The sequence below is a fragment of the Mesorhizobium sp. YM1C-6-2 genome (assembly GCF_003666685.1).
In the GTDB taxonomy this organism is placed as follows: Bacteria; Pseudomonadota; Alphaproteobacteria; order Rhizobiales; family Rhizobiaceae; genus Mesorhizobium_K.
Genome location: NZ_RCIZ01000003.1, coordinates 249,159 through 270,578, shown reverse-complemented (window position 1 = coordinate 270,578; position 21,420 = coordinate 249,159). Strand labels below are relative to the sequence as shown.

26 protein-coding genes and 1 tRNA gene are annotated in these 21,420 nt (G+C 63.6%); 9 read left to right on the top strand and 18 right to left on the bottom strand.

Going from position 1 to position 21,420, the window contains the following annotated elements:
* Positions 1-13 precede the first annotated feature (13 nt).
* Positions 14-1,840, bottom strand: a complete 1,827-nt coding sequence (typA, locus tag D8676_RS10000; RefSeq protein WP_121580726.1) for a translational GTPase TypA — start codon at positions 1,838-1,840, stop codon at positions 14-16.
* A 170-nt stretch (positions 1,841-2,010) separates the two neighbouring features.
* On the opposite strand from typA, the gene D8676_RS09995 reads away from it, so the two are divergent.
* The gene (locus D8676_RS09995) at positions 2,011-2,319 is read left to right on the top strand and encodes a hypothetical protein (RefSeq protein ID WP_245426697.1); all 309 of its coding nucleotides are present in this window, start codon (positions 2,011-2,013) and stop codon (positions 2,317-2,319) included.
* Here D8676_RS09995 and D8676_RS09990 read toward each other — a convergent pair.
* Complete coding sequence (locus D8676_RS09990) at positions 2,316-2,993, bottom strand: alpha/beta hydrolase (protein ID WP_121580724.1); 678 nt, start codon at positions 2,991-2,993, stop codon at positions 2,316-2,318. The genes D8676_RS09995 and D8676_RS09990 overlap by 4 nt on opposite strands.
* 85 nt (positions 2,994-3,078) lie before the next feature.
* Between D8676_RS09990 and D8676_RS09985 the strand changes: the two genes are divergently transcribed.
* Positions 3,079-3,615 carry a helix-turn-helix domain-containing protein gene (locus D8676_RS09985; RefSeq protein ID WP_121580723.1) on the top strand — a complete coding sequence of 179 codons (537 nt, stop codon included), beginning with the start codon at positions 3,079-3,081 and terminating at the stop codon, positions 3,613-3,615.
* 6 nt (positions 3,616-3,621) lie between these two features.
* On the opposite strand, the gene D8676_RS09980 is transcribed toward D8676_RS09985, so the two are convergent.
* From D8676_RS09980 to D8676_RS09960, 5 genes are all read right to left on the bottom strand, one after another.
* Positions 3,622-5,670: a M3 family metallopeptidase gene (locus D8676_RS09980; protein ID WP_121580722.1), complete on the bottom strand. Its 2,049-nt coding sequence runs from the start codon at positions 5,668-5,670 to the stop codon at positions 3,622-3,624.
* 87 nt (positions 5,671-5,757) lie between these two features.
* Positions 5,758-6,414: a carbonic anhydrase gene (locus D8676_RS09975; RefSeq protein ID WP_121580721.1), complete on the bottom strand. Its 657-nt coding sequence runs from the start codon at positions 6,412-6,414 to the stop codon at positions 5,758-5,760.
* A gap of 50 nt (positions 6,415-6,464) precedes the next feature.
* Positions 6,465-7,223 carry a DUF429 domain-containing protein gene (locus D8676_RS09970; RefSeq protein WP_121580720.1) on the bottom strand — a complete coding sequence of 253 codons (759 nt, stop codon included), beginning with the start codon at positions 7,221-7,223 and terminating at the stop codon, positions 6,465-6,467.
* A 1-nt stretch (position 7,224) separates the two neighbouring features.
* Entirely contained in the window at positions 7,225-8,109 is an 885-nt protein-coding gene (gene pdxY / locus D8676_RS09965) for a pyridoxal kinase PdxY (protein ID WP_121580719.1), read from the bottom strand.
* A gap of 45 nt (positions 8,110-8,154) precedes the next feature.
* Positions 8,155-8,430: a hypothetical protein gene (locus tag D8676_RS09960; protein ID WP_245426695.1), complete on the bottom strand. Its 276-nt coding sequence runs from the start codon at positions 8,428-8,430 to the stop codon at positions 8,155-8,157.
* Between the two features lie 130 nt (positions 8,431-8,560).
* On the opposite strand from D8676_RS09960, the gene D8676_RS09955 reads away from it, so the two are divergent.
* From D8676_RS09955 to D8676_RS09940, 4 genes are all read left to right on the top strand, one after another.
* Complete coding sequence (locus D8676_RS09955; protein WP_121580718.1) at positions 8,561-9,193, top strand: LemA family protein; 633 nt, start codon at positions 8,561-8,563, stop codon at positions 9,191-9,193.
* A gap of 22 nt (positions 9,194-9,215) precedes the next feature.
* Positions 9,216-10,082 carry a YgcG family protein gene (locus tag D8676_RS09950; RefSeq protein ID WP_121580717.1) on the top strand — a complete coding sequence of 289 codons (867 nt, stop codon included), beginning with the start codon at positions 9,216-9,218 and terminating at the stop codon, positions 10,080-10,082.
* On the top strand, positions 10,083-10,721 hold the full coding sequence (locus tag D8676_RS09945; protein ID WP_121580716.1) for a TPM domain-containing protein: 639 nt from the start codon (positions 10,083-10,085) through the stop codon (positions 10,719-10,721). It abuts the gene before it with no gap.
* 148 nt (positions 10,722-10,869) lie between these two features.
* Complete coding sequence (locus D8676_RS09940; protein WP_121580715.1) at positions 10,870-11,376, top strand: GNAT family N-acetyltransferase; 507 nt, start codon at positions 10,870-10,872, stop codon at positions 11,374-11,376.
* 16 nt (positions 11,377-11,392) lie between these two features.
* Here D8676_RS09940 and D8676_RS09935 read toward each other — a convergent pair whose 3' ends face one another.
* Positions 11,393-12,076 carry a ceramidase domain-containing protein gene (locus D8676_RS09935; protein ID WP_121580714.1) on the bottom strand — a complete coding sequence of 228 codons (684 nt, stop codon included), beginning with the start codon at positions 12,074-12,076 and terminating at the stop codon, positions 11,393-11,395.
* A gap of 230 nt (positions 12,077-12,306) precedes the next feature.
* Between D8676_RS09935 and ppa the strand changes: the two genes are divergently transcribed.
* Positions 12,307-12,834: an inorganic diphosphatase gene (ppa, locus tag D8676_RS09930; protein ID WP_121580713.1), complete on the top strand. Its 528-nt coding sequence runs from the start codon at positions 12,307-12,309 to the stop codon at positions 12,832-12,834.
* A gap of 632 nt (positions 12,835-13,466) precedes the next feature.
* Here ppa and D8676_RS09920 read toward each other — a convergent pair.
* Entirely contained in the window at positions 13,467-13,802 is a 336-nt protein-coding gene (locus tag D8676_RS09920; RefSeq protein WP_121580712.1) for a DUF167 family protein, read from the bottom strand.
* A gap of 2 nt (positions 13,803-13,804) precedes the next feature.
* Complete coding sequence (locus D8676_RS09915) at positions 13,805-14,095, bottom strand: YggT family protein (protein WP_121580711.1); 291 nt, start codon at positions 14,093-14,095, stop codon at positions 13,805-13,807.
* Between the two features lie 299 nt (positions 14,096-14,394).
* Between D8676_RS09915 and D8676_RS09910 the strand changes: the two genes are divergently transcribed.
* A tRNA-Ala gene (locus D8676_RS09910) sits at positions 14,395-14,470 on the top strand.
* 14 nt (positions 14,471-14,484) lie between these two features.
* Here D8676_RS09910 and D8676_RS27020 read toward each other — a convergent pair.
* Both D8676_RS27020 and D8676_RS09905 read right to left on the bottom strand, forming a co-directional pair.
* The gene (locus D8676_RS27020; protein WP_147448181.1) at positions 14,485-14,778 is read right to left on the bottom strand and encodes a hypothetical protein; all 294 of its coding nucleotides are present in this window, start codon (positions 14,776-14,778) and stop codon (positions 14,485-14,487) included.
* A gap of 255 nt (positions 14,779-15,033) precedes the next feature.
* The gene (locus D8676_RS09905; protein ID WP_121580710.1) at positions 15,034-15,189 is read right to left on the bottom strand and encodes a DUF1778 domain-containing protein; all 156 of its coding nucleotides are present in this window, start codon (positions 15,187-15,189) and stop codon (positions 15,034-15,036) included.
* Between the two features lie 392 nt (positions 15,190-15,581).
* On the opposite strand from D8676_RS09905, the gene D8676_RS09900 reads away from it, so the two are divergent.
* On the top strand, positions 15,582-16,145 hold the full coding sequence (locus D8676_RS09900; protein WP_121580709.1) for a hypothetical protein: 564 nt from the start codon (positions 15,582-15,584) through the stop codon (positions 16,143-16,145).
* A gap of 335 nt (positions 16,146-16,480) precedes the next feature.
* Here the strand turns inward: D8676_RS09900 and D8676_RS09895 are convergent, their stop codons facing one another.
* From D8676_RS09895 to D8676_RS09870, 6 genes are read right to left on the bottom strand one after another with little or no spacing between them, the layout of a single operon-like run.
* Positions 16,481-17,038 carry a hypothetical protein gene (locus tag D8676_RS09895; protein WP_121580708.1) on the bottom strand — a complete coding sequence of 186 codons (558 nt, stop codon included), beginning with the start codon at positions 17,036-17,038 and terminating at the stop codon, positions 16,481-16,483.
* Positions 17,035-17,601, bottom strand: a complete 567-nt coding sequence (locus D8676_RS09890; protein WP_245426693.1) for a L,D-transpeptidase — start codon at positions 17,599-17,601, stop codon at positions 17,035-17,037. The genes D8676_RS09895 and D8676_RS09890 overlap by 4 nt, the downstream gene beginning before the upstream one ends.
* A 13-nt stretch (positions 17,602-17,614) precedes the next feature.
* Entirely contained in the window at positions 17,615-18,772 is a 1,158-nt protein-coding gene (locus D8676_RS09885; RefSeq protein ID WP_121580706.1) for a response regulator/pilus assembly protein, read from the bottom strand.
* Entirely contained in the window at positions 18,769-19,356 is a 588-nt protein-coding gene (locus D8676_RS09880) for a TadE/TadG family type IV pilus assembly protein (protein ID WP_245426692.1), read from the bottom strand. The genes D8676_RS09885 and D8676_RS09880 overlap by 4 nt, the downstream gene beginning before the upstream one ends.
* 46 nt (positions 19,357-19,402) lie before the next feature.
* Positions 19,403-19,930: a TadE/TadG family type IV pilus assembly protein gene (locus tag D8676_RS09875; RefSeq protein WP_121580705.1), complete on the bottom strand. Its 528-nt coding sequence runs from the start codon at positions 19,928-19,930 to the stop codon at positions 19,403-19,405.
* Positions 19,931-19,934: 4 nt separating this feature from the next.
* Positions 19,935-21,383 (bottom strand): pilus assembly protein TadG-related protein, encoded by a 1,449-nt coding sequence (locus tag D8676_RS09870; protein WP_121580704.1) that lies wholly within the window; start codon positions 21,381-21,383, stop codon positions 19,935-19,937.
* Positions 21,384-21,420 lie beyond the last annotated feature (37 nt).

Sequence of the window (21,420 nt, the reverse complement as noted above, 5' to 3'; positions counted from 1 at the left end):
TTCCCTGTGAAGGTCAGGCCGCGCCGCTGATCTTCTGCTTCTCGAAGCGCTTACGCTCGTTGGGATCGAGATAGAGCTTGCGCAGGCGGATGGTCTTCGGCGTCACCTCGACCAGTTCGTCGTCCTGGATCCAAGCGAGCGCGCGCTCCAGCGTCATGCGCACCGGCGGCGTCAGGCGCACCGCCTCGTCCTTGCCGGCAGCGCGGATATTGGTGAGCTTCTTGCCCTTCAGCACGTTCACTTCGAGGTCGTTGTCCCTCGAATGGATGCCGATGATCATGCCCTGATACACCTTGACGCCAGCGTCGATGATCATCGGGCCGCGATCTTCGAGGTTCCACATCGCATAGGCGACGGATTCGCCCTGCTCGTTGGAGATGAGCACGCCATTGGTGCGGCCGGGCAACTCGCCCTTGTAAGGCTCATAGGCGTGGAACAGCCGGTTCATAACCGCCGTGCCGCGGGTATCGGTCAGGAGCTCGGACTGGTAGCCGATCAGACCGCGCGTCGGCGCATGGAAGACAAGCCGCTGGCGGTTGCCGCCGGAAGGACGCAGCTCGACCATCTCGGCCTTGCGCTCGCTCATCTTCTGCACGACGACGCCGGCATGCTCCTCGTCGACGTCGATGACGACCTCCTCGACGGGCTCCAGCAGTTCGCCGTTCTCGCTCTTCTGCATGACGACGCGCGGGCGCGAAACGGCAAGCTCGAAGCCTTCGCGGCGCATGGTCTCGATCAGCACGGCAAGCTGCAACTCGCCGCGGCCGGAGACGTAGAAGCTGTCCTTGTCCGCCGATTCCTCGATCTTCAGGGCGACATTGCCTTCGGCTTCGCGCAGCAGCCGGTCGCGGATGACGCGGCTGGTCACCTTGTCGCCTTCGGTGCCGGCAAGCGGGCTGTCGTTGACGATGAACGACATGGTGACGGTCGGCGGGTCGATCGGCTGCGCCTCCAGCGGCTCGGTCACAGCGGGATCGCAGAACGTGTCCGCGACGGTGCCTTTCTGCAGCCCGGCAATGGCGACAATGTCGCCGGCCTGGGCCTCGTCGATCGGCTGGCGTTCCAACCCGCGGAAGGCAAGGATCTTGGAGACGCGGCCGTTTTCCAGGAGCGTGCCGTCATGATGCAGCACCTTGACCGCCTGGTTCGGCTTCAGCGAACCGGAGGCGATGCGCCCGGTGATGATGCGGCCGAGGAACGGATTGGCTTCCAGAATGGTGCCGATCATGCGGAAGGGACCGGGCTCCACTTTGGGCTTGGGCACGTGCTTGAGCACGAGATCGAACAGCGGCGCGAGGCCCTGGTCCTTGGGTCCTTCAGGGCTTTCGGCCATCCAGCCGTCGCGGCCTGAGCCGTAGAGGATCGGAAAATCGAGCTGGTCGTCGGTGGCGTCGAGGGCTGCGAAGAGGTCGAACACCTCGTTGATGACCTCGACATGGCGCGCGTCGGGCCGGTCGATCTTGTTGATGGCGACGATCGGCTTCAAGCCGACCTTGAGCGCCTTGCCGACCACGAACTTGGTCTGCGGCATCGGGCCTTCGGCGGCATCGACCAGCACGATGGCGCCGTCCACCATGTTGAGGATACGCTCGACCTCACCGCCGAAATCGGCGTGGCCCGGCGTGTCGACGATATTGACGCGGGTGTCCTTCCAGTCGACCGAGGTCGCCTTGGCGAGGATGGTGATGCCGCGTTCCTTTTCGATGTCGCCCGAGTCCATGGCGCGTTCATTGACGCGCTGGTTTTCGCGGACAGAGCCGGATTGTTTCAGGAGCGCGTCAACCAGCGTCGTCTTGCCATGGTCGACATGCGCGATGATCGCGATGTTTCTAAGATTCATGTTGTGGTCTCGGGAGCGAGGCAGCGCATGCTTCCTGCGCCGCGAGTTTGGTTGGGCGGCTCATACAGGTTTTTTCGCAGATGCGAAAGGGCCCTGGTTAAGGCTGGTGGTTACCGAAAATTAGCCATTTGGCGACGATAATAAAAAGCTAACCGATGCGGATCGTTTCGATGCTGGAAAAGTTAACGGGCATGACCATGGCGTTTTCCAGGATTTTCAGGGCGACCGCGGCGACGGCGACCTTGGCCGTGCTGCTCGCGGCAGGCGTCGCGCATTCCACCGGCACGAGATATATCGACGCCCCGGCGGGCCTGACGCAATTGACCCCGGCCGAGGAAGCTTTTTCCGACGCGCCTTACGGCGTGGACCCCATGGTGACCGGGCCGACCAGCGCGTCGTTCAAGCAGCAGCAGGCTGATGCCGGCTGCGACAAGGCCGTCTGGCCCGACATCCCACTCGCCTGCTATCCGAAGCGCTAGGCGGACCTCTCCAGGATTCCGGTCAGTTCGTCGGGCTCCTCGATCGCGATGTCGTGGCCGCATGCCACCTCATGGACGCGCCAGCCGGCGTCCGCGCGAAACGCCTCGACGGCCTCCCTGAACGGGCTGTCCCAGCCGGTCGCCTGAACGAAGGTCTTGCTGGGAATGGTTTTATAGGCGCCGGTGACGCGGGCACGCTCCGTGAAGGTTCCTGCCGGCTGTGGCGTCGCCTTCTCGTTCACCCACAGAAGATCGGCCTCGTCGCGATAATCGCCGATGACGGCCGGTGGCGCAGGAATCAGCGCGTCCGGCGGAAGGTTCCATTCCGGCGAAAAATCCGCGAAGGCCTGGCCATTACCGGGAATGAAGGCGTCGACATAGACGATCGACGCGATGCGCCCGGCTATCTCCTCCGCCACGCCGGTGATCACGAAGCCGCCATAGGAATGGCCGACCAGCACCACGCCGTCGAGGTCCTTCCAGCGGATCTCGTTGACCACGTCGCCGATATGGGTCGTGAGATTGATGGAGCTTGCGGGGAGATGCGACCGTTCGCCGAGCCCGCTCAGTGTCGGGACAAACACGCGATGTCCCCTTGCATGGAGACGGTCCGCCACGCGCATCCACGCCCAGCTGCCCGCCCAGGCACCATGCGCCACGACAAATGTCGCCATCTTCGCTCCTCAATCTGATTGCATTTTGTAACCAGTTCGATTATTATATCGGTGATTAGGATTTGCAACCGGTTATTGCGCGCATATGAAAAAATCGAACGACGCCCATCGATCGGGCTGCCCCATCAATCTCGCGGTCGAGGTTTTTGGGGACAAATGGTCCCTGGTGATCCTGCGCGACATGATCTTCGGCGGACGCCGGCATTTTCGCGAACTCCTGCTGCGCTCGGAGGAAGGCATCGCATCGAACATGTTGGCTGACCGGCTGAAGACGCTGGTGGAACTCGGCCTGCTGACCAAGATGGACGACCCGACCCACAAGCAGAAGGCCGTCTACAGCCTGACCGAAATGGCGATCGCCCTGGTGCCGATCATGGCGCATCTCGGCGCCTGGGGCCGCAAATGGCTGCCGGCGAGCGAGCCGCTGTCCATCCGCGCCCAGCTCATGGAGGCGGGCGGCCCGGAACTGTGGGAAAAGTTCATGGCCGAGCTGCGCGAGGAACATCTCGACCACCCGACCGGATCGCTCGATCCGCTACGGCCGGGCTCGGTCCGCGCCGGCCTGCGGGCAGCCTACGAGGAAGTACTGGCCAGGCAGGCTGCGCCTGCCGACGGCCAGTAACGCTGCTCAGGCCAAGCCGCGCTTGACCATCATCGCGTCGGGCGTCGGCATCTTGCCGCGGAAGGCTGTGTAAAGCACTTCCGGATCAGCCGAACCGCCTGACGCGTAAATGTTCTTCTTCAGCCTGTCGGCGAGATCGGGATTGAACGGATCGCCCGTCTCCTCGAAGGCCGAGAAAGCATCGGCGTCGAGCACTTCCGACCACATGTAGGAATAGTAGCCGGCCGAGTAGCCGTCGCCCGAGAAGACATGGCCGAAGTGCGGGGTGCGGTGGCGCATCACGATCGCATCCGGCATGCCGAGCTTCTTCAGCGTCTCGGCCTCGAATTGCTGGGGGTCGGCGGGCGCTTCCTTCTGCGAATGGTAGGCCATGTCGACCAGCGCCGAGGAGATGAACTCGACGGTGCGGAAGCCGGCGTCGAAAGTGGTGGCGGCGAGCATCTTGTCGAGCAGCGCCTTGGGCATCGCCTCGCCTGTCTTGTAGTGGCGTGCATATTTTTCGAGCACCGCGGGCACCGTCAGCCAGTGCTCATAGAGCTGCGAGGGAAGTTCGACGAAGTCGCGCGACACCGACGTGCCCGACTGCGAGGGCCAATATGCGTCGGTCAGCATGCCGTGCAGCGCATGGCCGAACTCGTGGAAGAGCGTCTTTGCCTCGTCGAGCGAGAGCAGCGCCGGCTCGCCTTCCCGCGGCTTTGCGAAATTCATGATGTTGTAGATGATCGGCGTCGAGCCGTGGCCGAGCTTGTAGCCGGACTGCAGCGAACTCATCCAGGCGCCGGAACGCTTCGAGGGCCGCGCGAAATAGTCGGCGAGGAACAGCCCGCGGCGCGAGCCGTCGGCATTCAGCACCTCGAAGACGCGGACATCGGGATGCCAGGCGGGAACGCCTTCCTTTTCGGCGAAGCTGACCCCGAAGAGGCGCGTCGCCACGTCGAAGCACGCTTCCATGATCTTTTCGAGCTGCAGATAGGGCTTCAGCTCGGCCTCGTCGAAGGCGTATTTCTCGGCGCGCAGCCGCTCCTGGTAGAAACGCCAGTCCCAGGCGGCGAGCTTTTCGTTGCTGCCGGCTGCCACGGCGAGACGCTGCAGCTCGGCCTCGTCGGCCGCCGCCTTCTCGCGCGCCTTCTCCCAGACGGGTTCGAGCAGATCGAAGACGGCCTTCGGCGTTTTGGCCATGGTGTCGTCGAGCTTCAGTGCGGCGAAGCTGTCATAGCCGAGCAGCTTCGCCTTCTCCGCCCGCAACGCCAGCATCTTCCTGACGACGGCTGCATTGTCGGTCGCCCCGCCCGTCTCGCCGCGGCCCGCGAAGGCCTTGAACGCCTTCTCCCTGAGATCGCGACGTTCGGAGAAGGTGGTGAACGGCTCGTAGATCGAGCGCGAAAGCGTGACGGCGTACTCGCCCTTGCGGCCGCGCGTCTCGGCTGCGCCCGCCATGGCGCTCTTCAGGAAATCGGGCAGGCCGGCGAGGTCGTCCGCGCCGAGGAACATCACCCATTCCTTTTCGTCGGCGAGCACGTTCTGGCTGAAGGTGGTGCCGAGCGAGGAGAGCTCCTCATTGATCGCCGCAAGCCGCTTCTTGCCTTCCGGGTCGAGCTTGGCGCCCGACTTGACGAAGCGCTTCCAGCTCTTTTCGACCAGCCGCAGCGTCTCGGGATTCAGATCCAGCGCGGCGCGGCGCTGATAGAGGTCGTCGATGCGCGCGAACAGTTTCTCGTTCATCGAGATCGCCGAGAAATGCCTGGACATCTTCGGCGAGATCTCGCGCTCCATCGCCTGGATCGCGTCATTGGTGTTGGCGCCGGCCTTGCACCAGAAGATCGACGAGACGCGATCGAGCGGATCGCCGGCAAGCTCGATGGCGGCGAAGGTGTTTTCGATCGTCGGCGTTTCGGGATTGCCCGCGATCGAATCGATGTCGGCCTGATGCGCGGCAAGCGCAGCGTCGAAGACCGGACCGAAACCATCATCGTCGATGCCAGGGAAATCGGGCAGGCCGAGCGGGCCCTCCCAATGGGTGAGCGGATGACGGTCGAGATCGACGATCTTGGTCATGGAGAGGTCTTCCGAACTGCGAGGAACGGACACCGATGTAGGCGCGCCTGCCGTGCGCCGCAACCGGTGGCGGCTCCCAGGCTCGTCTCAGATCCCGTCCCGGGCCTCGTCCGGCCGCTCGAAATCGCCGGTCTCGCGGTTCATCGCCCAGAGTTCGCCGGCCGAGATGTCGAACCAGGCGCCGAAAAGCGTCAGCTTTCCCTCGCTTTCCAGCGCTTTGACGTAGGGAAAGGTTCTGAGATTGGCGAGCGAATAGCGGACCGAAATGCGCTCGAGCGCGGTCTGGCGTTCTGTCTGGGTCATCAGCGTGCTGCTCGCGACCGTTTCGGCCGCCGGGCCGATCAGGCTCATCCACTTGCCGATGAAGTCGCCCGGCGACAGCGGCCCGGCGGAGGACTCGAGCGCAGCCTTGATGCCGCCACAGCGGCCGTGCCCCATCACCACGACGTTCTTCACCTTGAGGCTCTGTACGGCGAATTCCAGCGCTGCGGACGTGGAGTGGAACTCGCCGTCCGGCTCATAGGGAGGCACGAGGTTGGCGACGTTGCGCAGCACGAAAAGCTCGCCCGGTCCGGCATCGAAGATCACCTCCGGCGCCGAGCGCGAGTCGCAGCAGGCGATCACCATCGTTTCCGGCGTCTGGCCGTCGCGGGCGAGCGAGCGATAGCGCCCACTCTCGGCGGCATAGCGCCCGTTCATGAAGCTGCGGTAGCCGGCGAGCAGATGGTCGGGGAGATGAGCCATGAACCGCACTTAAACGCCAATTCTTTTCGCACTGCAACAAAAAGTGCAGGTCACGCGCGGATCGCAACGGGAATGCCGAGCGCGTCGCCCTGCGGAGGATCCGGGAATGACACGGCTTCGCCGCGCCTGATGCGGCCTGCGACCAGCATCATGCAGGCCGCGTCGAGGAAATCGTCGGGTTTCGCGCCGGGGGGCGGCCGCCCGTCCAGAAACGTTCGCTGGTAGCCGAGGCTGCAAAGCAGCGCCTTGCGCTCCTCCATGCCATCAGGATTGACCATCCCCTTGATCTTCTTGGGCAACCGCATGGGAATGCCGCCATTCAGGCGCATGAAGGCGACTTCGGGATGCGATTCGAAGATGCGTTCGCGCAAATCGGGGCGCTCACGCAGCAATGCATCCACCTCGCGGATCTTGGAAAAGATGCCGAAGGCCTGGATCGAGACGCCGCGCGGCGGATCGGAGGTGCGGCGGGCGACCTCGCTCGCCCGCCGATGCGCGGCATACGATGCCGCGACCGTGGTGAACGGAGCCGTCTCCGCATAGACGGCGGCGCGCGACGGGATGGAAAAGACGCTCGACTGCCGTTGCCCGAGCAGCGGCCGCACCTGCGCCTCCGGTCCGCGTCCGCCCCGCCGCGAAAACTCCGGCAGGCCGATCGGCATGTCGACGGCGATGGTCGCGTCGCCCGCAACGCAGGCGATCAGATCGGCGAAGGCCGGAAACACCCGCACCGCCGCCTCGCCGCCATCCGGCCTCCAGACCGCGATCCAGCCGCCGGGACAGCCGTCTACCCCGACGCAGCAGGACATATCACGCCCGCCTGTTCGCGCCGGGGTGGGTGAGATGGCGGAGCTGCACCATCGCCATCGGTTGCGACAGGCTGCGCGCGTCGGTCTCGAGTTGCAACTCGTCACCGCCGCGCTTGGCCGTACGGGCAAGGATCTCATAGACGGCGGCCGTCGTCGTCTGCAGCGCCTTGGCGTCGGGCTGGCCTGCCATCAGCCGTGCCAGGAACACGGCGGCGGTGAGGTCGCCTAGCCCGTTGGGCGGACCGGGAATCTGGCGGTGTTCGGCGAGCAGCGCCTCGTCCGGGGTGACCAGCAGATTGCCGATGCCGCCCGCCATCAGCGCCGGCGCCGAGGTGACCAGCATGCGCGGCGGGCCAAGATCGAGCGCGGCGGCGATGGCGGAAGACAGATCTTCCAGCTTCGCCCCCGCGACCCATTCGAGTTCGTAGCGGTTGGGCGTGGCGATGTCGGCAAGCGGCAACAGGAGGTCGCGCATCGCCTCCGCGGTCGCTTGCGGCACGTAGAGCCCGCCGGCGTCGCCCATCACCGGGTCGCAGATGTAGAGCGCGTTCGGGTTCCCCGCCTTGACCCGACGCACGAGGGCGGCGACGTCTGCAGCCTGTCTGGCATCGCCGAGATAGCCGGAGAGCACTGCCGCGACCTCGCCCAGCCACGGTGCGCGTTCGAGATCCTTCATGAAGGCCGAGAACTGGTCCGCATCGGGTACGATGCGCGTCGCCGGGCCGTGGCCGGGATGCCAGGGCAGCACGACGGTCGGCACAGCCCAGACCGGGTGCCCGAGCGTCTCCAGCGCGAAGACCGCCGCCCGGTTGCCGACAGAGCCGCGCGCCACATGGCTCGAAACGACAATCACCGCCCGCGGCGTCTCGACTGCACTGCCGTTCATTGCGCCATCCGCCCCAACTACTCGCCGTCGGCCATTCGCCCCAAGCTACTCACCTTGCGCAAGATAAAGCACAAGCCACACGATCAGTCCGACGAGCAGGACGAGGCCGAGTATCCTGCCGATCCGCGTCCCCCAATATTCCACCCAATCCTCGTGGTCCACATCGGCGGCGGTGACATGATCGCGCGCCCTCCGCGCCGCACGGTCGATCACCGAGCGGCCGCCGCTTTCCGCCTCGCGCGAGACGCGGTCCAGGATGCGCCGCGATTCGGCCGTTTGCTCGCTGTCGCGGTCCTTCGCCATGCCGGGTCCCTCTTTCATCGGTTTTGCCGCATGAGGCCTAGCATTCACAGTGCCGGGGACAGTGCAACCGTCGGTTTGTGCAACTGTCATTCGGGCCGGTGGTCGTGCTAAACGTGTTGCCGGTTCGATTGCAACCCGAGGGAACCCCATGCTTGCCCCCCAGACATCATCCCCCCTGCGCCTGCTGCCGGCCATCTTCGTCCTGGCCTTCGCGTTGCCGCTGCTGTCCGCCTGCGGCTACAACACCATTCCCACCTTGGAAGAGCAGGCCAAGGCCGCGTGGAGCGAGGTGCTGAACCAGTACCAGCGCCGCGCCGATCTCATCCCCAACCTGGTCGAGACGGTAAAGGGTTATGCCTCGCACGAGCGGGAAGTGCTGGAGAGCGTCGTCGAGGCGCGCGCCAAGGCGACGCAGGTGACGGTCTCGCCCGAAATGCTGTCCGATCCGGAGGCCTTCAAGGCTTTCCAGGACAGCCAGTCGGGCCTGACGAGCGCGCTGTCGCGGCTGCTGGCCGTGGTTGAGAATTATCCCGACCTCAAGGCGAACCAGAACTTCCTCGCCCTGCAGGCGCAGCTCGAAGGCACCGAGAACCGCATCGCGGTGGCGCGGCGCGACTACATCGAGGCGGTCCGGGTCTACAACACGTCGCTCAGGACCTTCCCGTCGATCCTCTGGAACACGCTCTGGTTCGGCAACGAGCCTTTCCAGAACTTCACCGTCTCCGACGACGCCATGCAGCCGCCGAAGGTGGATTTCGGAACCCAGCAGCAGGGCGGGTGAGCCTTAGGCGGCGAAGCCAGCCATGAATTCGGCGGCATCCAGCGTCCGGGCGCAGCGCACGGCAGGCAGGCTCAGCGCCTTGGGCTTTGCGCTGCTTGCCTTGCTCTTCCTGCCTCTCGCGGCCTTTGCCCAGGACCTGCCGGCGCTGACCGGACGCGTCGTCGACGACGCCGGGCTGATCGATCCTGTCGCCGAAACGGCGCTCGTCCAGAAGCTCCAGGCGTTCGAGCAGAAGTCGTCGGACCAGATCGTGGTCGCCACCATTCCGAGCCTCGGCGGCGAGGCGATCGAACCCTACGCCAACCGCCTCTTCCGCGCCTGGCGCCTCGGCCAGGCGGGCGAGGACAACGGCATCCTGCTGCTCGTGGCCCGCGACGATCGGAAAATGCGCATCGAGGTCGGCTACGGGCTGGAAGGCACGCTGACCGACCTTCATTCCAAGCTCATCATCGAGAACACGATGGTGCCGGCCTTCCGCGCCGGCGACTTTTCCGGCGGCATCTCGAAGGCGGTCGACGACATCATCATGGTGCTCGAAGGCAATGCGGCCGAGCTCGAAGCGCGCGCCGAGCGCAATCAGCAGACAGCGGGATGGGACCCGGACACGATCATCGTCGTGCTGTTCTTCATCGTCTGGGCGACGATCTTTTTTGGCGGTTTCGCCATGGCGATCCTGCCCCGCATGTTCGGCCGCAAGATCGGTCCCGGCCGCTACGAATGGCTCGGCATGACCTTCAACTACAATTCGAGCGGACGTCGCGCGTCGCGCGGAGGCTGGTCGGGAGGCGGATATTCGGGCGGCGGCGGCTGGTCGGGCGGATCGTCGGGTGGCGGATTTTCAGGTGGCGGCGGATCGTCTGGCGGCGGTGGATCGTCAGGGAGCTGGTAGATGGCTGACGAGACCATGACCAAAGAGGAACACGCCCGCATCGCCGAGGCGATCCGCATCGCGGAGGCCTCCACTGCGGGCGAGATCTACTGCGTCGTGGCGCGCCGCAGCGACGGCTATTTCTTTTCGGCGGCGATGCTGGTCACCGTGTCTATCCTGGTGATCAGCCTGGCCGTCGCCTTCCTCCTGGAGACCTGGTGGTTTTCCATGCGCCTGCCGATCTTCGTCAGCGCCCAGCTCCTGGCGCTCGCGGCAGCGCTGGCGCTCATCTATATCCTGCCCGGCCTGCGCATCCGGCTGGCGCCGCGGCGCTGGCAATACGGACGCGCACATGAAAACGCGCTGAAGCAGTTCCTCGCACGCAACGTGCACCTGACCGCCGAGCGGACCGGCGTGCTGATCTTCGTCTCGCTGGCGGAACGCTATGCCGAGATCGTGGCGGACGCCGGCATCGACGCCAAGGTGCCGCAGGACATGTGGGATTCGATCGTCGCCGGCCTGGTCGACGACGCAAGGAACGGCAGGCTTGCCGACGGTTTCGTCACCGCCGTGACCGCCGTCGGCGCCCTGCTCGCCGAGCATTTCCCGATACGGCCGGGCGACGTCAACGAACTCGACGACCATCTCGTCGAAATCTGATTTCCCATCCGGCGTTTTCCGGCGCAGGCTGGCGGGCAGGCTTCCCTCCGCGGAGCAGCGATCCGCTTCGAGAACCGTTTCCGCTTTTAGGGGATCGCTCTCTAGCCGCTTGCCAGGGAGTCGAGGCAGCGTTTATGGTTAACAAATCATGAAGACGTTGACGATCGACATCAGGAAGGCCGAACCGAATGACGCTGCGGCGATCGCCGACGTGCACCAGGATGCATGGCGCGGCGCCTACAGCGGCATCATCCCGCATCGCGCGCTGACCAGGATGATCAACCGCCGCGGGCCCGACTGGTGGGCGAACGCGATACGCCGTTCGGCCACCGTGCTGGTCGTCGAGATCGGCGGCAAGCTCGCCGGCTACGCCACCATCGGCAGGAACCGCGCCCGCGAATTGTCGCAGCAGGGCGAGATCTACGAGCTCTATCTTCGCCCCGAATACCAGGGCATCGGGCTGGGCAGCCGGCTGTTCGCCACGGCGCGCAAGAAGCTCGCCGATTCCGGCCTGCGCGGACTGGTGGTCTGGGCGCTGGAGGAAAATGTCGGCGCGCTTTCCTTCTACGAGGGCGCCGGCGGCCGCGACATCGCCGAAGGCGTGGAGGTCTTCGACCAGAAGGCGCTGAAGAAGGTCGCCTTCGTCTGGGATTGAGCCCCGGCCGCCCTTCCTACCTGCGATCGCCTGCCGCCGGCCTGCGCGGCGCGCCGTACTTCGCGACCGCCATGAGGTTCACGGACAGCATCAGGGCGATGAGGACGTGCCACATGAAATGCGTGCCGAGCGGGAACGCCTGGCAGATGTCCTGATCGATCGCGCGGAAGACGAAACCGGCGAAAAGGATCACCGCGCAGGCGATGCAATACCATCCGGCCGGGCTGCCGTGGAGGAGCGCCACGACGCCGAAGAAGGCGTAGCCGGCCAGCGCGGGGAGATAGGCGATCGTGCCGTTGGTGGCCTCGCTCACCCATGCGGGGATGAGCCAGGTGACGACTGAGATGACCGCAAAATACGAGACGAAATAGACCACGGTCTTCGGCGCGCTCAGGCCGGCGAAACGGCGTAGACAAAAGATCGCCATGGCGAGCGTGAACGTGGCGATCGGAATGATGTCTGCCCATTTGGTCAGTTCGATCGCCGTGGTATGGAAGAGAAACGAGCCGAGCCCGATCGCGACGACCCACCAGCAGAGGATTTCGGCGTAGATGCCGGCCTGCCTCGAACGCACCTGCGCCAAGCCGAAGAAGCCGCCGCCGAGAATCAGGAGATTGGTGAGCGCATTGACCGGCTCCGCCCACAGGCCTGCCTCCGTGCGCTCGCAATAGATATCCAGCGTCGCGAACAACCGGTCCATTCCAGGCTCCCCGATGGCGTGGCTCAGACCGGAAAGTGATACACTTTAAACGCGATTCGGCCATGCCCGAGCTGCCTCCAAGCCGGCTTGAAGAATGACGCGAGGGAAGGCCTGAATAGCGCCGCATTCTTACGGGAGACGCGACCTTTCGCCGTTTCGCAGTGCAGCAAGCTGCATTGCGCTCGGCACGGCCTGCCTGTATCCATCCGCCATCAAGTGAGGCACAACGCATGCGCATCGAAGCGATCCCCAGCGGCAAGAACCCGCCGGACGACGTCAACGTCATCATCGAGGTCCCGATCGGCGGCGAGCCGATCAAATACGAGATGGACAAGGCGGCCGGCACGCTGTTCGTCGACCGCTTCCTGCACACTTCCATGCGCTATCCCGGCAATTACGGTTTCGTGCCGCACACCCTGTCGGGCGATGGCGACCCGATCGACGTGCTGGTCTGCAACACGCGCGCGCTGGTGCCGGGCTGCGTCATCAATGTGCGGCCGATCGGCGTGCTGATCATGGAGGACAATGCCGGCGAGGACGAGAAGGTGATCGCCGTGCCGTCACCGAAGCTCACGCTGCGTTACGAGAATGTCACCGAATACACGCACCTTCCCGACATCACCCTGCAGCAGGTGCAGCACTTCTTCGAGCACTACAAGGATCTCGAGCCCGGCAAATGGGTGAAGATCGGCGGCTGGTACGACAGCACGCACGCCAAGAAGATGATCACCGACGCGATCGAACGGGCCAAGAAATAATCCGTTCCCGCTGCTGGTGAAGTCCGGCACGCCGGCGCCGACCACCGCCGGCTTGTCGGTCCCGCAGTCGAAATGCCGCGCCCGCTCGTCGGCGATCCTGCGCGCCGCCTCGTTGGCCTGCGGGTTGCCGGTGGCGAGCACCAGCCCAACCGCGCATCCGTCACGCTTGTCGACCTGGCCGACTTTTTCGACGACGAGCACCTCGGTCCGCCTGTCGGGGTTCTCCGGATCGGCATTGACGAACCAGCGGTGGATCGTCGCGAAGGGAACCGAGCGCTGGCCGTCCTTCTCTATCCGCCATTCGATCCTGCCGCCGGTGGAGTTGAAGGCCGAAAAACTCTCCCAGGGCAGATCGGTGCCGGGCGGAAAGCCATAAAACACGGATTCGCGCAGGTCGCCGGAGAAGATCAGCACCGGATAGCCCTGCCAGCCGTTGCAGATGAGATTGGCGAACGGGCCTTCTTCCTCGCTTGCGGCGAAGACCGAGCAGCCTTTTTCGACGTCTATGTCCGTGTAGGCGTTCGATATCTCGCCGGCCAACGCAGCCTGGCAAAGACCGGCGAGAAGGCCGGCTGCAATCCCTGTTCTGGTCATCGGGGGCACCTCGCTTTCGCGTCAGCGACCGGACAAGGCTAGCGTCCCTTTCCTTGCTCCGCCAGCCGGATCGCTGCGTCCACCGCCTCTGCGAGCTCTGCCGCATCTCCCGTCAGGCGAACGGTTTTCAGCCGCGACGTCGATCCGGCGACGACGCTGACCGCCCGTTTCGGAAGTCCGAGACGCTTGGCGAGGAGCTTCTCCAACGCCGCGTTGGCCGCCCCCTTTTCCGGCACCGGGCGCACCCTCACCGCAAGATGGGTCGCGCCATCCGCGGTCTCCTGCAAGCCGTCGATTGCCTCGACCGAGGATTTCGGCGTCAGCCGCACGAAAAGGTCGAGGCCGTCCGGCCGCGTCCGATAGCAGGCGGTCACGCTCAGACGAAGAGCGGCGCGATCGTCGACCAGAGCAGTTCGCGAACGAAGTAGATGATGAGCAGCAGCACGATCGGCGAGATGTCGATGCCGCCGAGATCAGGCATGTAGCGGCGGATCGGCCGCAATGCCGGCTCGGTCAGGCGGAACAGCATGTTGCCAACCGAACCGACGAACTGGTTGCGTGGATTGACCACGTTGAAGGCGTAGAGCCAGGAGAAGATCGCCGAGGCGATGATGATCCACCAGTAGAGATAGAGCGCCAGATCGATCGTCTTGATGAGGGCGAGCATGCCGGTCTCCTAGAGCATCTTGCAGCGAGGCCGCGCAGCACAAATGCGGCAAATCGGTTGGATCGGCATGATCCCCCGGAAAGCCGGTCCTGGCGTTTCGCCAACGCGGCCCTTCGGGATCATACCCTGGGACCCGCGACATTTAGCCATTGCCCGGCGAAGCGGCAAGGGCTGGAAGCCCGAAGCCGCTTCCAAGTTTCGCACCGGCTCCATCGGATCGATACACCTGACCATCGCTGGAGCACGAGCAATGCTTGACAGGCGGGGAGGCCGGTCGATAAATGCGCCATCCGTCGGACGGGGCTGTAGCTCAGCTGGGAGAGCGCGTCGTTCGCAATGACGAGGTCAGGGGTTCGATCCCCCTCAGCTCCACCAACGGCGGTATCTAGTCATTGTTTTTGAAGACGCCGTTGCCCTGGAAGTCCCCCAGGCGCCTGCGCAGCAGGGCTGGAGGCATTGCCTGTTTGCGGTGACGGCGTGGAAGTCGGCGAGCCAGGCGCTGACGGAAAGGCTGACGGTCCCTGCAAGGCCGCCACCATCTCGTTCCAGCGCGCATCCGCTCCGGACTGCAGTTCCATCTCCTTCTTGTGGAGAGCCTTGTTCGCGAAATATCCGCTCAGCGCCTTTCCAATTGCGGCAATGCCCTCGCCGACATTGCGCGGCACGCCAGGATCGGGCGTCATGAGCGAGTCGACAATTGCTCGTCTCCTGGCGCAGGTGTCTCGCCCTTCATAGCGTTGAAGATGAAAGCCATCAGGCGGCCCTCCTATGCATAGCCGAGAGCGCGACAGCCTTATCGACAATACGATGGCCGAAGCCTGTGGGAAGGGGTTCGACGCCAGGCAGGCGGCCGGCGCGAGCATCGGCGACGGTGCCGCTGATCGGACGGCAGTCGGCTTTGTGACGACACCAGAGTGCCATAAGGGTTAGGTCGTGGCTCACGCTGCAGCCCTCGCCGCAGCCTTGGTCGCCACCTCGCGGACATACTGTGACAGGGTCAGGCCCTGCTTCACCGCGGCGGCCCGCAGCGCCCGCTTCTGTTCAGCCGAAACCCGAACCTTGATGTCCTCGATCATTGCGGTTGCGAGGCGCATGGCGATCTCCCGTGTTCACTCGGGAGAAATCTATCAAACACATGCTCTTGCTGACGCTCCGCATCTTCGGCGATGTGCCGCATCGTCCGCAAAAGCGCTAGATGTTGAGGTGTCGGAAGTGGGGCCGTTGGAGAAACGGCGGCTTCTGGCGGAAAGATGAAAATGGCCGACACCGGTTAGCGGACATCGGTTAATGGGCCGCTATCCTGTAGGGAATAAGATCATGTTATGCTGGAAGCCCCCGGCAGGTCCTTGGCGAGATAAGCTCTCGCTCGTTTCCGCTTCAGGTTGGAACTGACGCCGGCACAAGGTAAAGCCAGTCGTGCCCGTTTCAGTTCGCAACGGGCAACTCCGTGCGGAAGGACACAGAATAAGTCATTAGCATTTATTTAATGCCAATCGCGCAATCTGCCATCATGCAGGCCACTCGGATTCTCTTGTCGATTTTTCCGCTTACGCTGGTTGGTGTGCTGGCGGCGGAAAGATGTGCGCTGCTGTGGCTGGGCACGGATCCCGCAAGCCCCCTGGCATGGGAAGTCTGGCTGAAAATGCGTGCCGCCTTCGGCAGAATGTGGCAGACCGTCGAAACAAGCATCGGCGGGTCCATCTCCAGCCACTTTCTCGCACTTCTCCTCATCGCCGCAATCGTGGTGCTGGTTGCTTGGTCACGCAGGTGGCGGTCCTACTCGTTCCTCAGCAATCACATCGCGCTTTTGGTGGCTGTTGCGTCTTTCGTGATGGCAAGCCAGGCGAAAGTGTCGAGCCTTGCCGCAGTGCCCGCCTCATCAGGAAACTGGGCGGTCACCTGGATAGCGCAGTTTTCGCCCGTCCAGCTCCTGCTTCTGTGCGGCGGTATCGCCAGCTGCGTGCTGTGCCACCTGGCGGTCCTGAAGCACCTGAACGAACGTTCCGCAGCGGTTTCTCTGCGCGTCAGGATGCTCCAGAAAAACCTTTAGGACACGCCGTGGCCGTCGTGAAATAGGCCTTCACGTAGCCCGATATTCGGACCGACGGCAGCGGATAATAGTGGACGGGACACCATTGCCGTTCCGGCGACTGGCCCTGCGGCATGCAGGGGCCGGTGAGCTCAATTGTCCCGTCGTGATCCGGAGCTATCGCGCCGACCGCTTTCGACCGGTGGGAATCCTTCGCGCGTATGTAGAGGACATCCCAGAAGTCCACGTTCACGACGCGCAGACAATGCGGCTCGGCAACAGCCGGCGCGCTCGCCGCCGACAGCGCCACCGCAACGATCGCGACGCTGGTCGCACGCTTCCAGCCCAGGCTTTGTTCACTGCACTTTGCGATAATAGACCTTTCCGTCCTGGGACTGGATCCGTTCATAGGCCGGCGGTTTCTCTGCCGTGCTCATGCGTGCCGCGCGCTTGGGCTGTGGCGCCGGAGCCTCGGCGACAGCCTCCTGCTCGATCTCAGCTGCCTGTTCCAGGACCGGCGCGGGTGCTATCTCCGGCAGATCGCTCTGGATGGCTTCTTCGGTCTGGTCGGAAACCAGAGGAATGGTGGCGAGGCGGCTGGCCTCGTCCCGCAAGCCCCCGAGCTCGCCTCGAAAATCGCTTTGCAGCATCTCCAGCCTAGCCTGGATGCCGGAATTCATCCGGTCCAGCTGGCCGGCGATGCGGTCTTCGAACGCCTTCAACTCGTCGAGGCGGTTCTCGATCGCGATGAGGTCGCCGGTCGATCGGAACGTATAGACCGCGGCCGCAAGGTTGAGGAACGTCAGCGTTGCTGCCACGAGCAGGATCACCACCGCCGGCGTGACGTAGGCCCTGTGCCTGATGACGCGAGGTTCGTCGATCCGCGGGGTCGGGCTGTCCGAAATGGTCGTCATTCCACCACAACCTTGGCTCCGACTTCCACGCGCCGATAGAGATCCAGTATGTCGGTATTGGTCAGCCGGAAACATCCCGAGGTGCCGTCGAAGCCGACCCCCTTCGGATCGTTGGTCCCGTGAATCCGGTAGAGCGTGTCTCTACCCTTGTCATGCAGATAGAGCGCCCGCGCTCCGAGGGGATTGTATGGACCTGACGGCACCATTTCCGGCAGGCCCGGCTGCCGATCGCGCATCTCAAGCGGCGGTCGCCATTCCGGCCATTCCTGCTTTGCCCCCACCTTGACGACGCCTGTCCAGAGGAAGCCTTCCCGTCCGACACTGATCCTGTATCTCAAGGCGCGATTGGCTCCCGTGACCAGATAGAGCGCCCTGGCGTTCTTGCGGATGACGATCGTCCCTGCCGCCTCGCCGGTGGGGAACTCGACCTGTTGCCGGAAGCTCGGACCCATACCCGGCAGTTTCGGCCGCGACTTGGCCGCGGCAAGAACTGGTTTCAACTCGACCGCGGAGGCCAGCGCGGCAGGCCACATCCAGAAGACGCACGGCAAGACGGCGGCCAAGTAATGGCGTCTCCTAGGAAGCATCCACGCGCTCCTCGAAGATGCGCTTGAGATCGCGGTTGAGCCTTGCCCGCCGGTGTATTTCGACCGGCAGCATTGCCCGGTTCAGGGCATCCGACATCAGGTCGGGATCGAATGCCACCGTCTTGATGTGCTTGGCGGCGAAAATCTTCTCGAGCTCGCCCTTCGAGAAATGGTTCCCGAACAGCTTGCGCTTGTGCTTGTTCGCCACGAGCGTGACGGAAGCGGTATTGCCCTTGATCTCGCGGATTCTGGTGTAGAGCCTCTTGGCTTGGCGCAGCGACGCAACGTTGAGTTCGAAGACGACGAAGATCTCGTCGCTCGTCGACAAGACGGAACTTTGCCAAGGCGTCTCGAGGTTGGGCAGGTCGACAATCACGTTTTCGAAACGGTAGGCGACCAGGTCGAGAAGCTTGAGCACGAAATCGCGGCCGGTCGGCTCGAACGGCAGACTCGGCCGCTCAAACGAATAGATGGTGAAGCCGGGCTGGCGCGTCAGCTTGATCACGTCCATCAACTCGACGTCGAGCCGGTCGGGCTGGCCGATGATGCCCTCGATGTCGAACTGATTGGACAGGTTGAGGTAGGCACCACAGCTGGCGCTCTGGAAATCGAGGTCGACCAGGCATGTGCCGGCGGCATGCTGTGCGGACTTATCGCCGATATGCTTGGCCGCTGAAAGCGCCAGGGTCGTGGCGCCTGCTCCGCCGCTGGCCGAGACGAACGTCACCACCCTGCTTCTGGATGCGTGGCTGCCGCTGTCGTGGAAGGTGACCGCGTTGAGCAGGTCCTTGCCGTCGAGCGGCTTGTGCAGCCAGTCCGAGGCGTTGATCCGCACCAGGTTGCGCATGCGGTCGGGCGCGAGTTCCGCCGAAACCGCGATCAGCGGGATCGACGCCCAGCTTGCCCGAGCCGTCGACAGCGCCGGCTCCAGGAGGATCTCGCCGTCGCCGACATCCAGGATGATCACGGTCGGCTTGGCGTCTGGAGCGGCGCCGCGCAGGAACGCTGTCGCGTCGGCGACCTGCACATCGTAGATCGCCAGCGACTCCAGGCGCACGGCCACCTCTCGGCGGAACTGCGTATCCGACGAATAGAGCGCGATCCGCTTCCGGCGGGTCGGCAGGACTTTCTGGCTGATCGCATTCATGGAGCGGTGCTTCTCATGTCTTCGCCTGTCACGGTGCTCAGCATCGCCGGCATGGTGATGGTGTTGAACCCGAGCAGTCCGCTCAGGAAGAAGAAACGGAAATTCACGTTCTGCAGGCTGACCGTGATGCTCGGTATCGAGCCGTTGGGGCGCGTCTGGTAGCCGAGGCCCGTCGCAGTGTAGCGAACCACCACATTCGCGGGCTGGAGAAACGGATAGAAGTCGCACATGCCAGGACGGTTGCCGGCAACCGGGCCGCAAGCGCCGTCGTCACCGGCATAGATGCGGTTGAAATTGGCTGCTACCCAGGCGCCGTTGACGCAGCTGACTCCGGTGCACGCACAGGTCGAAGTCGATCCATCGCAGACGTAGTCGTAGGAACCGACAGGAATTGTCCCCCCTGCAACGGCAATCGGTCCAGCTTGTGAGATAGCGGGCGCGATCGGGTTCGAGATCGACGCCATCCTGGCGCCGGCCTGAACGGCCTTCGTCGCCGCGTTCCATTGATAGTAGGCGTTGCCGAGATCCACGAAGCCAAGTGTGAGCGTTAGGAGCAAGACAATCGCGATGGTCATCTCGACCATGGCGGCCCCACATTCATCCCTTTGAAACCGGACAAGCAAATTCATCTCACCACCCAATCACCCTTTCTTCGTGAGCGCCGGTGAGCGTGATCGGATTGAGGCCTAAGTACGAAAGGAGCGATGTGCCCTCGTACTCAAAAGATGTGCTAACGCGCACCGTGCGGACGCTCGCCGTTGCGCTTCGGTAGTTCTGGTTTCCGGCTGCATCTGTGGTCACCGGGATATCCAGATAATCTCTGTCGACGGAAACATCTGCAGCGGTCCAGCCAGCAACGCGCGAGCCACCACTTCCATCCCATGTTCCTGTGGAGGCTATGTTTGCGGCTATCTGCTCGCAGGAGAAGATCGTCTCGCCGACCTTGGCTTCGTAGAAGTCGGGATTGCAGCGGGCCGCATATCGGGCACCATCGTTCAAGCCAGTTTCGATCAGCAGCTTTTGATGAATGAGATTGCCGAATTCGAACACCCCGGCGGACAGCGCGATCATGAGCGGGGTGATCAGCGTCATCTCGACGAGGACGGCGCCTCGTTCTTCCCGTCCGAAAATACTCAAATGCTGCAGGACCGTTCTCATGCGGTCACCTGTAAAGCTGCACATCGTCCCGCTGGAAGTTTGCGAGAGTCTGTCCATTGCCGAATGTTGTTATATCGACGATCTCGCCATAGATGTCTGCATTCGGAGGCCCGCCGGCCGGCTCCGTGAGAAAGAAGCTGGCAAAAGCTTCGACGGGAACGGCCGTACTGCCGCCTCCGACAGGATTTGCCTTGCAGTCGATAACGGCGACGTAAATCAGCCGCCGCCTGACGTCGGTTGTAGGGGAATTGCATTGCGGCTGAGTTGCTTCCGTGCCGTGGCTGGTGGGGTGGCCAACCTCCCACTGGTAGACTTGATACCTGCTGGCGTTCGCGGAAAGCTCACCGGGCCAAGCGGTCGACGGATGATTGACCGACCAATAGGCACTTCGGTTCCAGGCTCCGTCGCCCAGCCGGTCGCTACCGGTGGCTGCGCATGTGCCTCCAATCAGGCAGGTGTCGCGCGGCATTGCCATGTATTTCGAAGCGTCCGCACCTTTCGGCGTCTCGTAGCTGCAATTCTTGCCGGATTTCTTGACGGACATGCCCTTTATGACGTTCGGCGCCGGCGGGTAGATGGCCGGGTCGTACTTGTTCCCATTCGGATAGATGTCGAACCGCACGTTGATGCCATCGTTGACCGGGGGCACGTTGCCGGGGCTGGTTTCAACGCCATTCTGTGCGTAACATACCTCGGGCCTAGTCGACGCGAACATCTCGGTAATGTCCGGCGTGGCGCCGCTGCCGTCGGGCGTCTTGAGAAATCCGTAGTTGCCCGGCCCATACTGTGCGTTGTTGCCACCGTTTTGCTTCTTGAGGATCATCATGTCACGCTCGTCCCCACCCATGGCTTCGGCAAGCTTGTCCATGTCGTTATAGGGATTGCAAATGAACATCGGTGTGTATTCGCACACCGAGCTCCCGAAGCCCGCGACGGCAGTCGCGCCAATCTCCATGGCGTTGGAATTCACATCGTTGGTGAGGAAAGAAGCGGGAAAGATGCTCGCAAAGTCGGTCGGGTTGACGTTCACGAGAATAAATCGTGTTTCGTCGGGGCCGGAGGATTTGTGGTTCACGCCGTTCCCGTCGACACCGGTTGTAGGGTTCAGGAAGGTCGCGTCATTGGCCGGGATGTTCTTCAGGAAGACCCAGGAGATGTTGTCGGATGTGAGGGGCGTCTGCGTGTTGGTCGTCGAGAAGCGGTGTGTATTGTCGACCAATGTCGCCAAAGCCAGTTCGGCCCGAGTATGTGCGTCCGACTGTCCATCCAGCTCCGCGGCCGCCGCAAGCGCGAACGCATCCGCCGCCTTCTGCAGATCGTTGTGCAGATTGTTCGCCCGGCTCATGTCGATCGCCAGCAGCGCGAAGCCGACGATCGCCGGCAGCATGATGCTGACCAGGATGAGCGCAATGCCGCGCTCGTCCCGCCAGAACCTGTTGACCACCCTCAGCATGGCTACCACCCATTCGGACCGGAGCCCCACCCGGTCG

Excerpts from the sequence above, each read along its gene's own strand:
- typA (WP_121580726.1), bottom strand. The coding sequence starts at position 1,840 with ATGAATCTTAGAAACATCGCGATCATCGCGCATGTCGACCATGGCAAG.
- D8676_RS09995 (WP_245426697.1), top strand. The coding sequence starts at position 2,011 with ATGCTGGAAAAGTTAACGGGCATGACCATGGCGTTTTCCAGGATTTTC.
- D8676_RS09990 (WP_121580724.1), bottom strand. The coding sequence starts at position 2,993 with ATGGCGACATTTGTCGTGGCGCATGGTGCCTGGGCGGGCAGCTGGGCG.
- D8676_RS09985 (WP_121580723.1), top strand. The coding sequence starts at position 3,079 with ATGAAAAAATCGAACGACGCCCATCGATCGGGCTGCCCCATCAATCTC.
- D8676_RS09980 (WP_121580722.1), bottom strand. The coding sequence starts at position 5,670 with ATGACCAAGATCGTCGATCTCGACCGTCATCCGCTCACCCATTGGGAG.
- D8676_RS09975 (WP_121580721.1), bottom strand. The coding sequence starts at position 6,414 with ATGGCTCATCTCCCCGACCATCTGCTCGCCGGCTACCGCAGCTTCATG.
- D8676_RS09970 (WP_121580720.1), bottom strand. The coding sequence starts at position 7,223 with ATGTCCTGCTGCGTCGGGGTAGACGGCTGTCCCGGCGGCTGGATCGCG.
- pdxY (WP_121580719.1), bottom strand. The coding sequence starts at position 8,109 with ATGAACGGCAGTGCAGTCGAGACGCCGCGGGCGGTGATTGTCGTTTCG.
- D8676_RS09960 (WP_245426695.1), bottom strand. The coding sequence starts at position 8,430 with ATGAAAGAGGGACCCGGCATGGCGAAGGACCGCGACAGCGAGCAAACG.
- D8676_RS09955 (WP_121580718.1), top strand. The coding sequence starts at position 8,561 with ATGCTTGCCCCCCAGACATCATCCCCCCTGCGCCTGCTGCCGGCCATC.
- D8676_RS09950 (WP_121580717.1), top strand. The coding sequence starts at position 9,216 with ATGAATTCGGCGGCATCCAGCGTCCGGGCGCAGCGCACGGCAGGCAGG.
- D8676_RS09945 (WP_121580716.1), top strand. The coding sequence starts at position 10,083 with ATGGCTGACGAGACCATGACCAAAGAGGAACACGCCCGCATCGCCGAG.
- D8676_RS09940 (WP_121580715.1), top strand. The coding sequence starts at position 10,870 with ATGAAGACGTTGACGATCGACATCAGGAAGGCCGAACCGAATGACGCT.
- D8676_RS09935 (WP_121580714.1), bottom strand. The coding sequence starts at position 12,076 with ATGGACCGGTTGTTCGCGACGCTGGATATCTATTGCGAGCGCACGGAG.
- ppa (WP_121580713.1), top strand. The coding sequence starts at position 12,307 with ATGCGCATCGAAGCGATCCCCAGCGGCAAGAACCCGCCGGACGACGTC.
- D8676_RS09915 (WP_121580711.1), bottom strand. The coding sequence starts at position 14,095 with ATGCTCGCCCTCATCAAGACGATCGATCTGGCGCTCTATCTCTACTGG.
- D8676_RS27020 (WP_147448181.1), bottom strand. The coding sequence starts at position 14,778 with ATGACGCCCGATCCTGGCGTGCCGCGCAATGTCGGCGAGGGCATTGCC.
- D8676_RS09905 (WP_121580710.1), bottom strand. The coding sequence starts at position 15,189 with ATGCGCCTCGCAACCGCAATGATCGAGGACATCAAGGTTCGGGTTTCG.
- D8676_RS09900 (WP_121580709.1), top strand. The coding sequence starts at position 15,582 with ATGCCAATCGCGCAATCTGCCATCATGCAGGCCACTCGGATTCTCTTG.
- D8676_RS09895 (WP_121580708.1), bottom strand. The coding sequence starts at position 17,038 with ATGACGACCATTTCGGACAGCCCGACCCCGCGGATCGACGAACCTCGC.
- D8676_RS09885 (WP_121580706.1), bottom strand. The coding sequence starts at position 18,772 with ATGAATGCGATCAGCCAGAAAGTCCTGCCGACCCGCCGGAAGCGGATC.
- D8676_RS09880 (WP_245426692.1), bottom strand. The coding sequence starts at position 19,356 with ATGGTCGAGATGACCATCGCGATTGTCTTGCTCCTAACGCTCACACTT.
- D8676_RS09875 (WP_121580705.1), bottom strand. The coding sequence starts at position 19,930 with ATGAGAACGGTCCTGCAGCATTTGAGTATTTTCGGACGGGAAGAACGA.
- D8676_RS09870 (WP_121580704.1), bottom strand. The coding sequence starts at position 21,383 with ATGCTGAGGGTGGTCAACAGGTTCTGGCGGGACGAGCGCGGCATTGCG.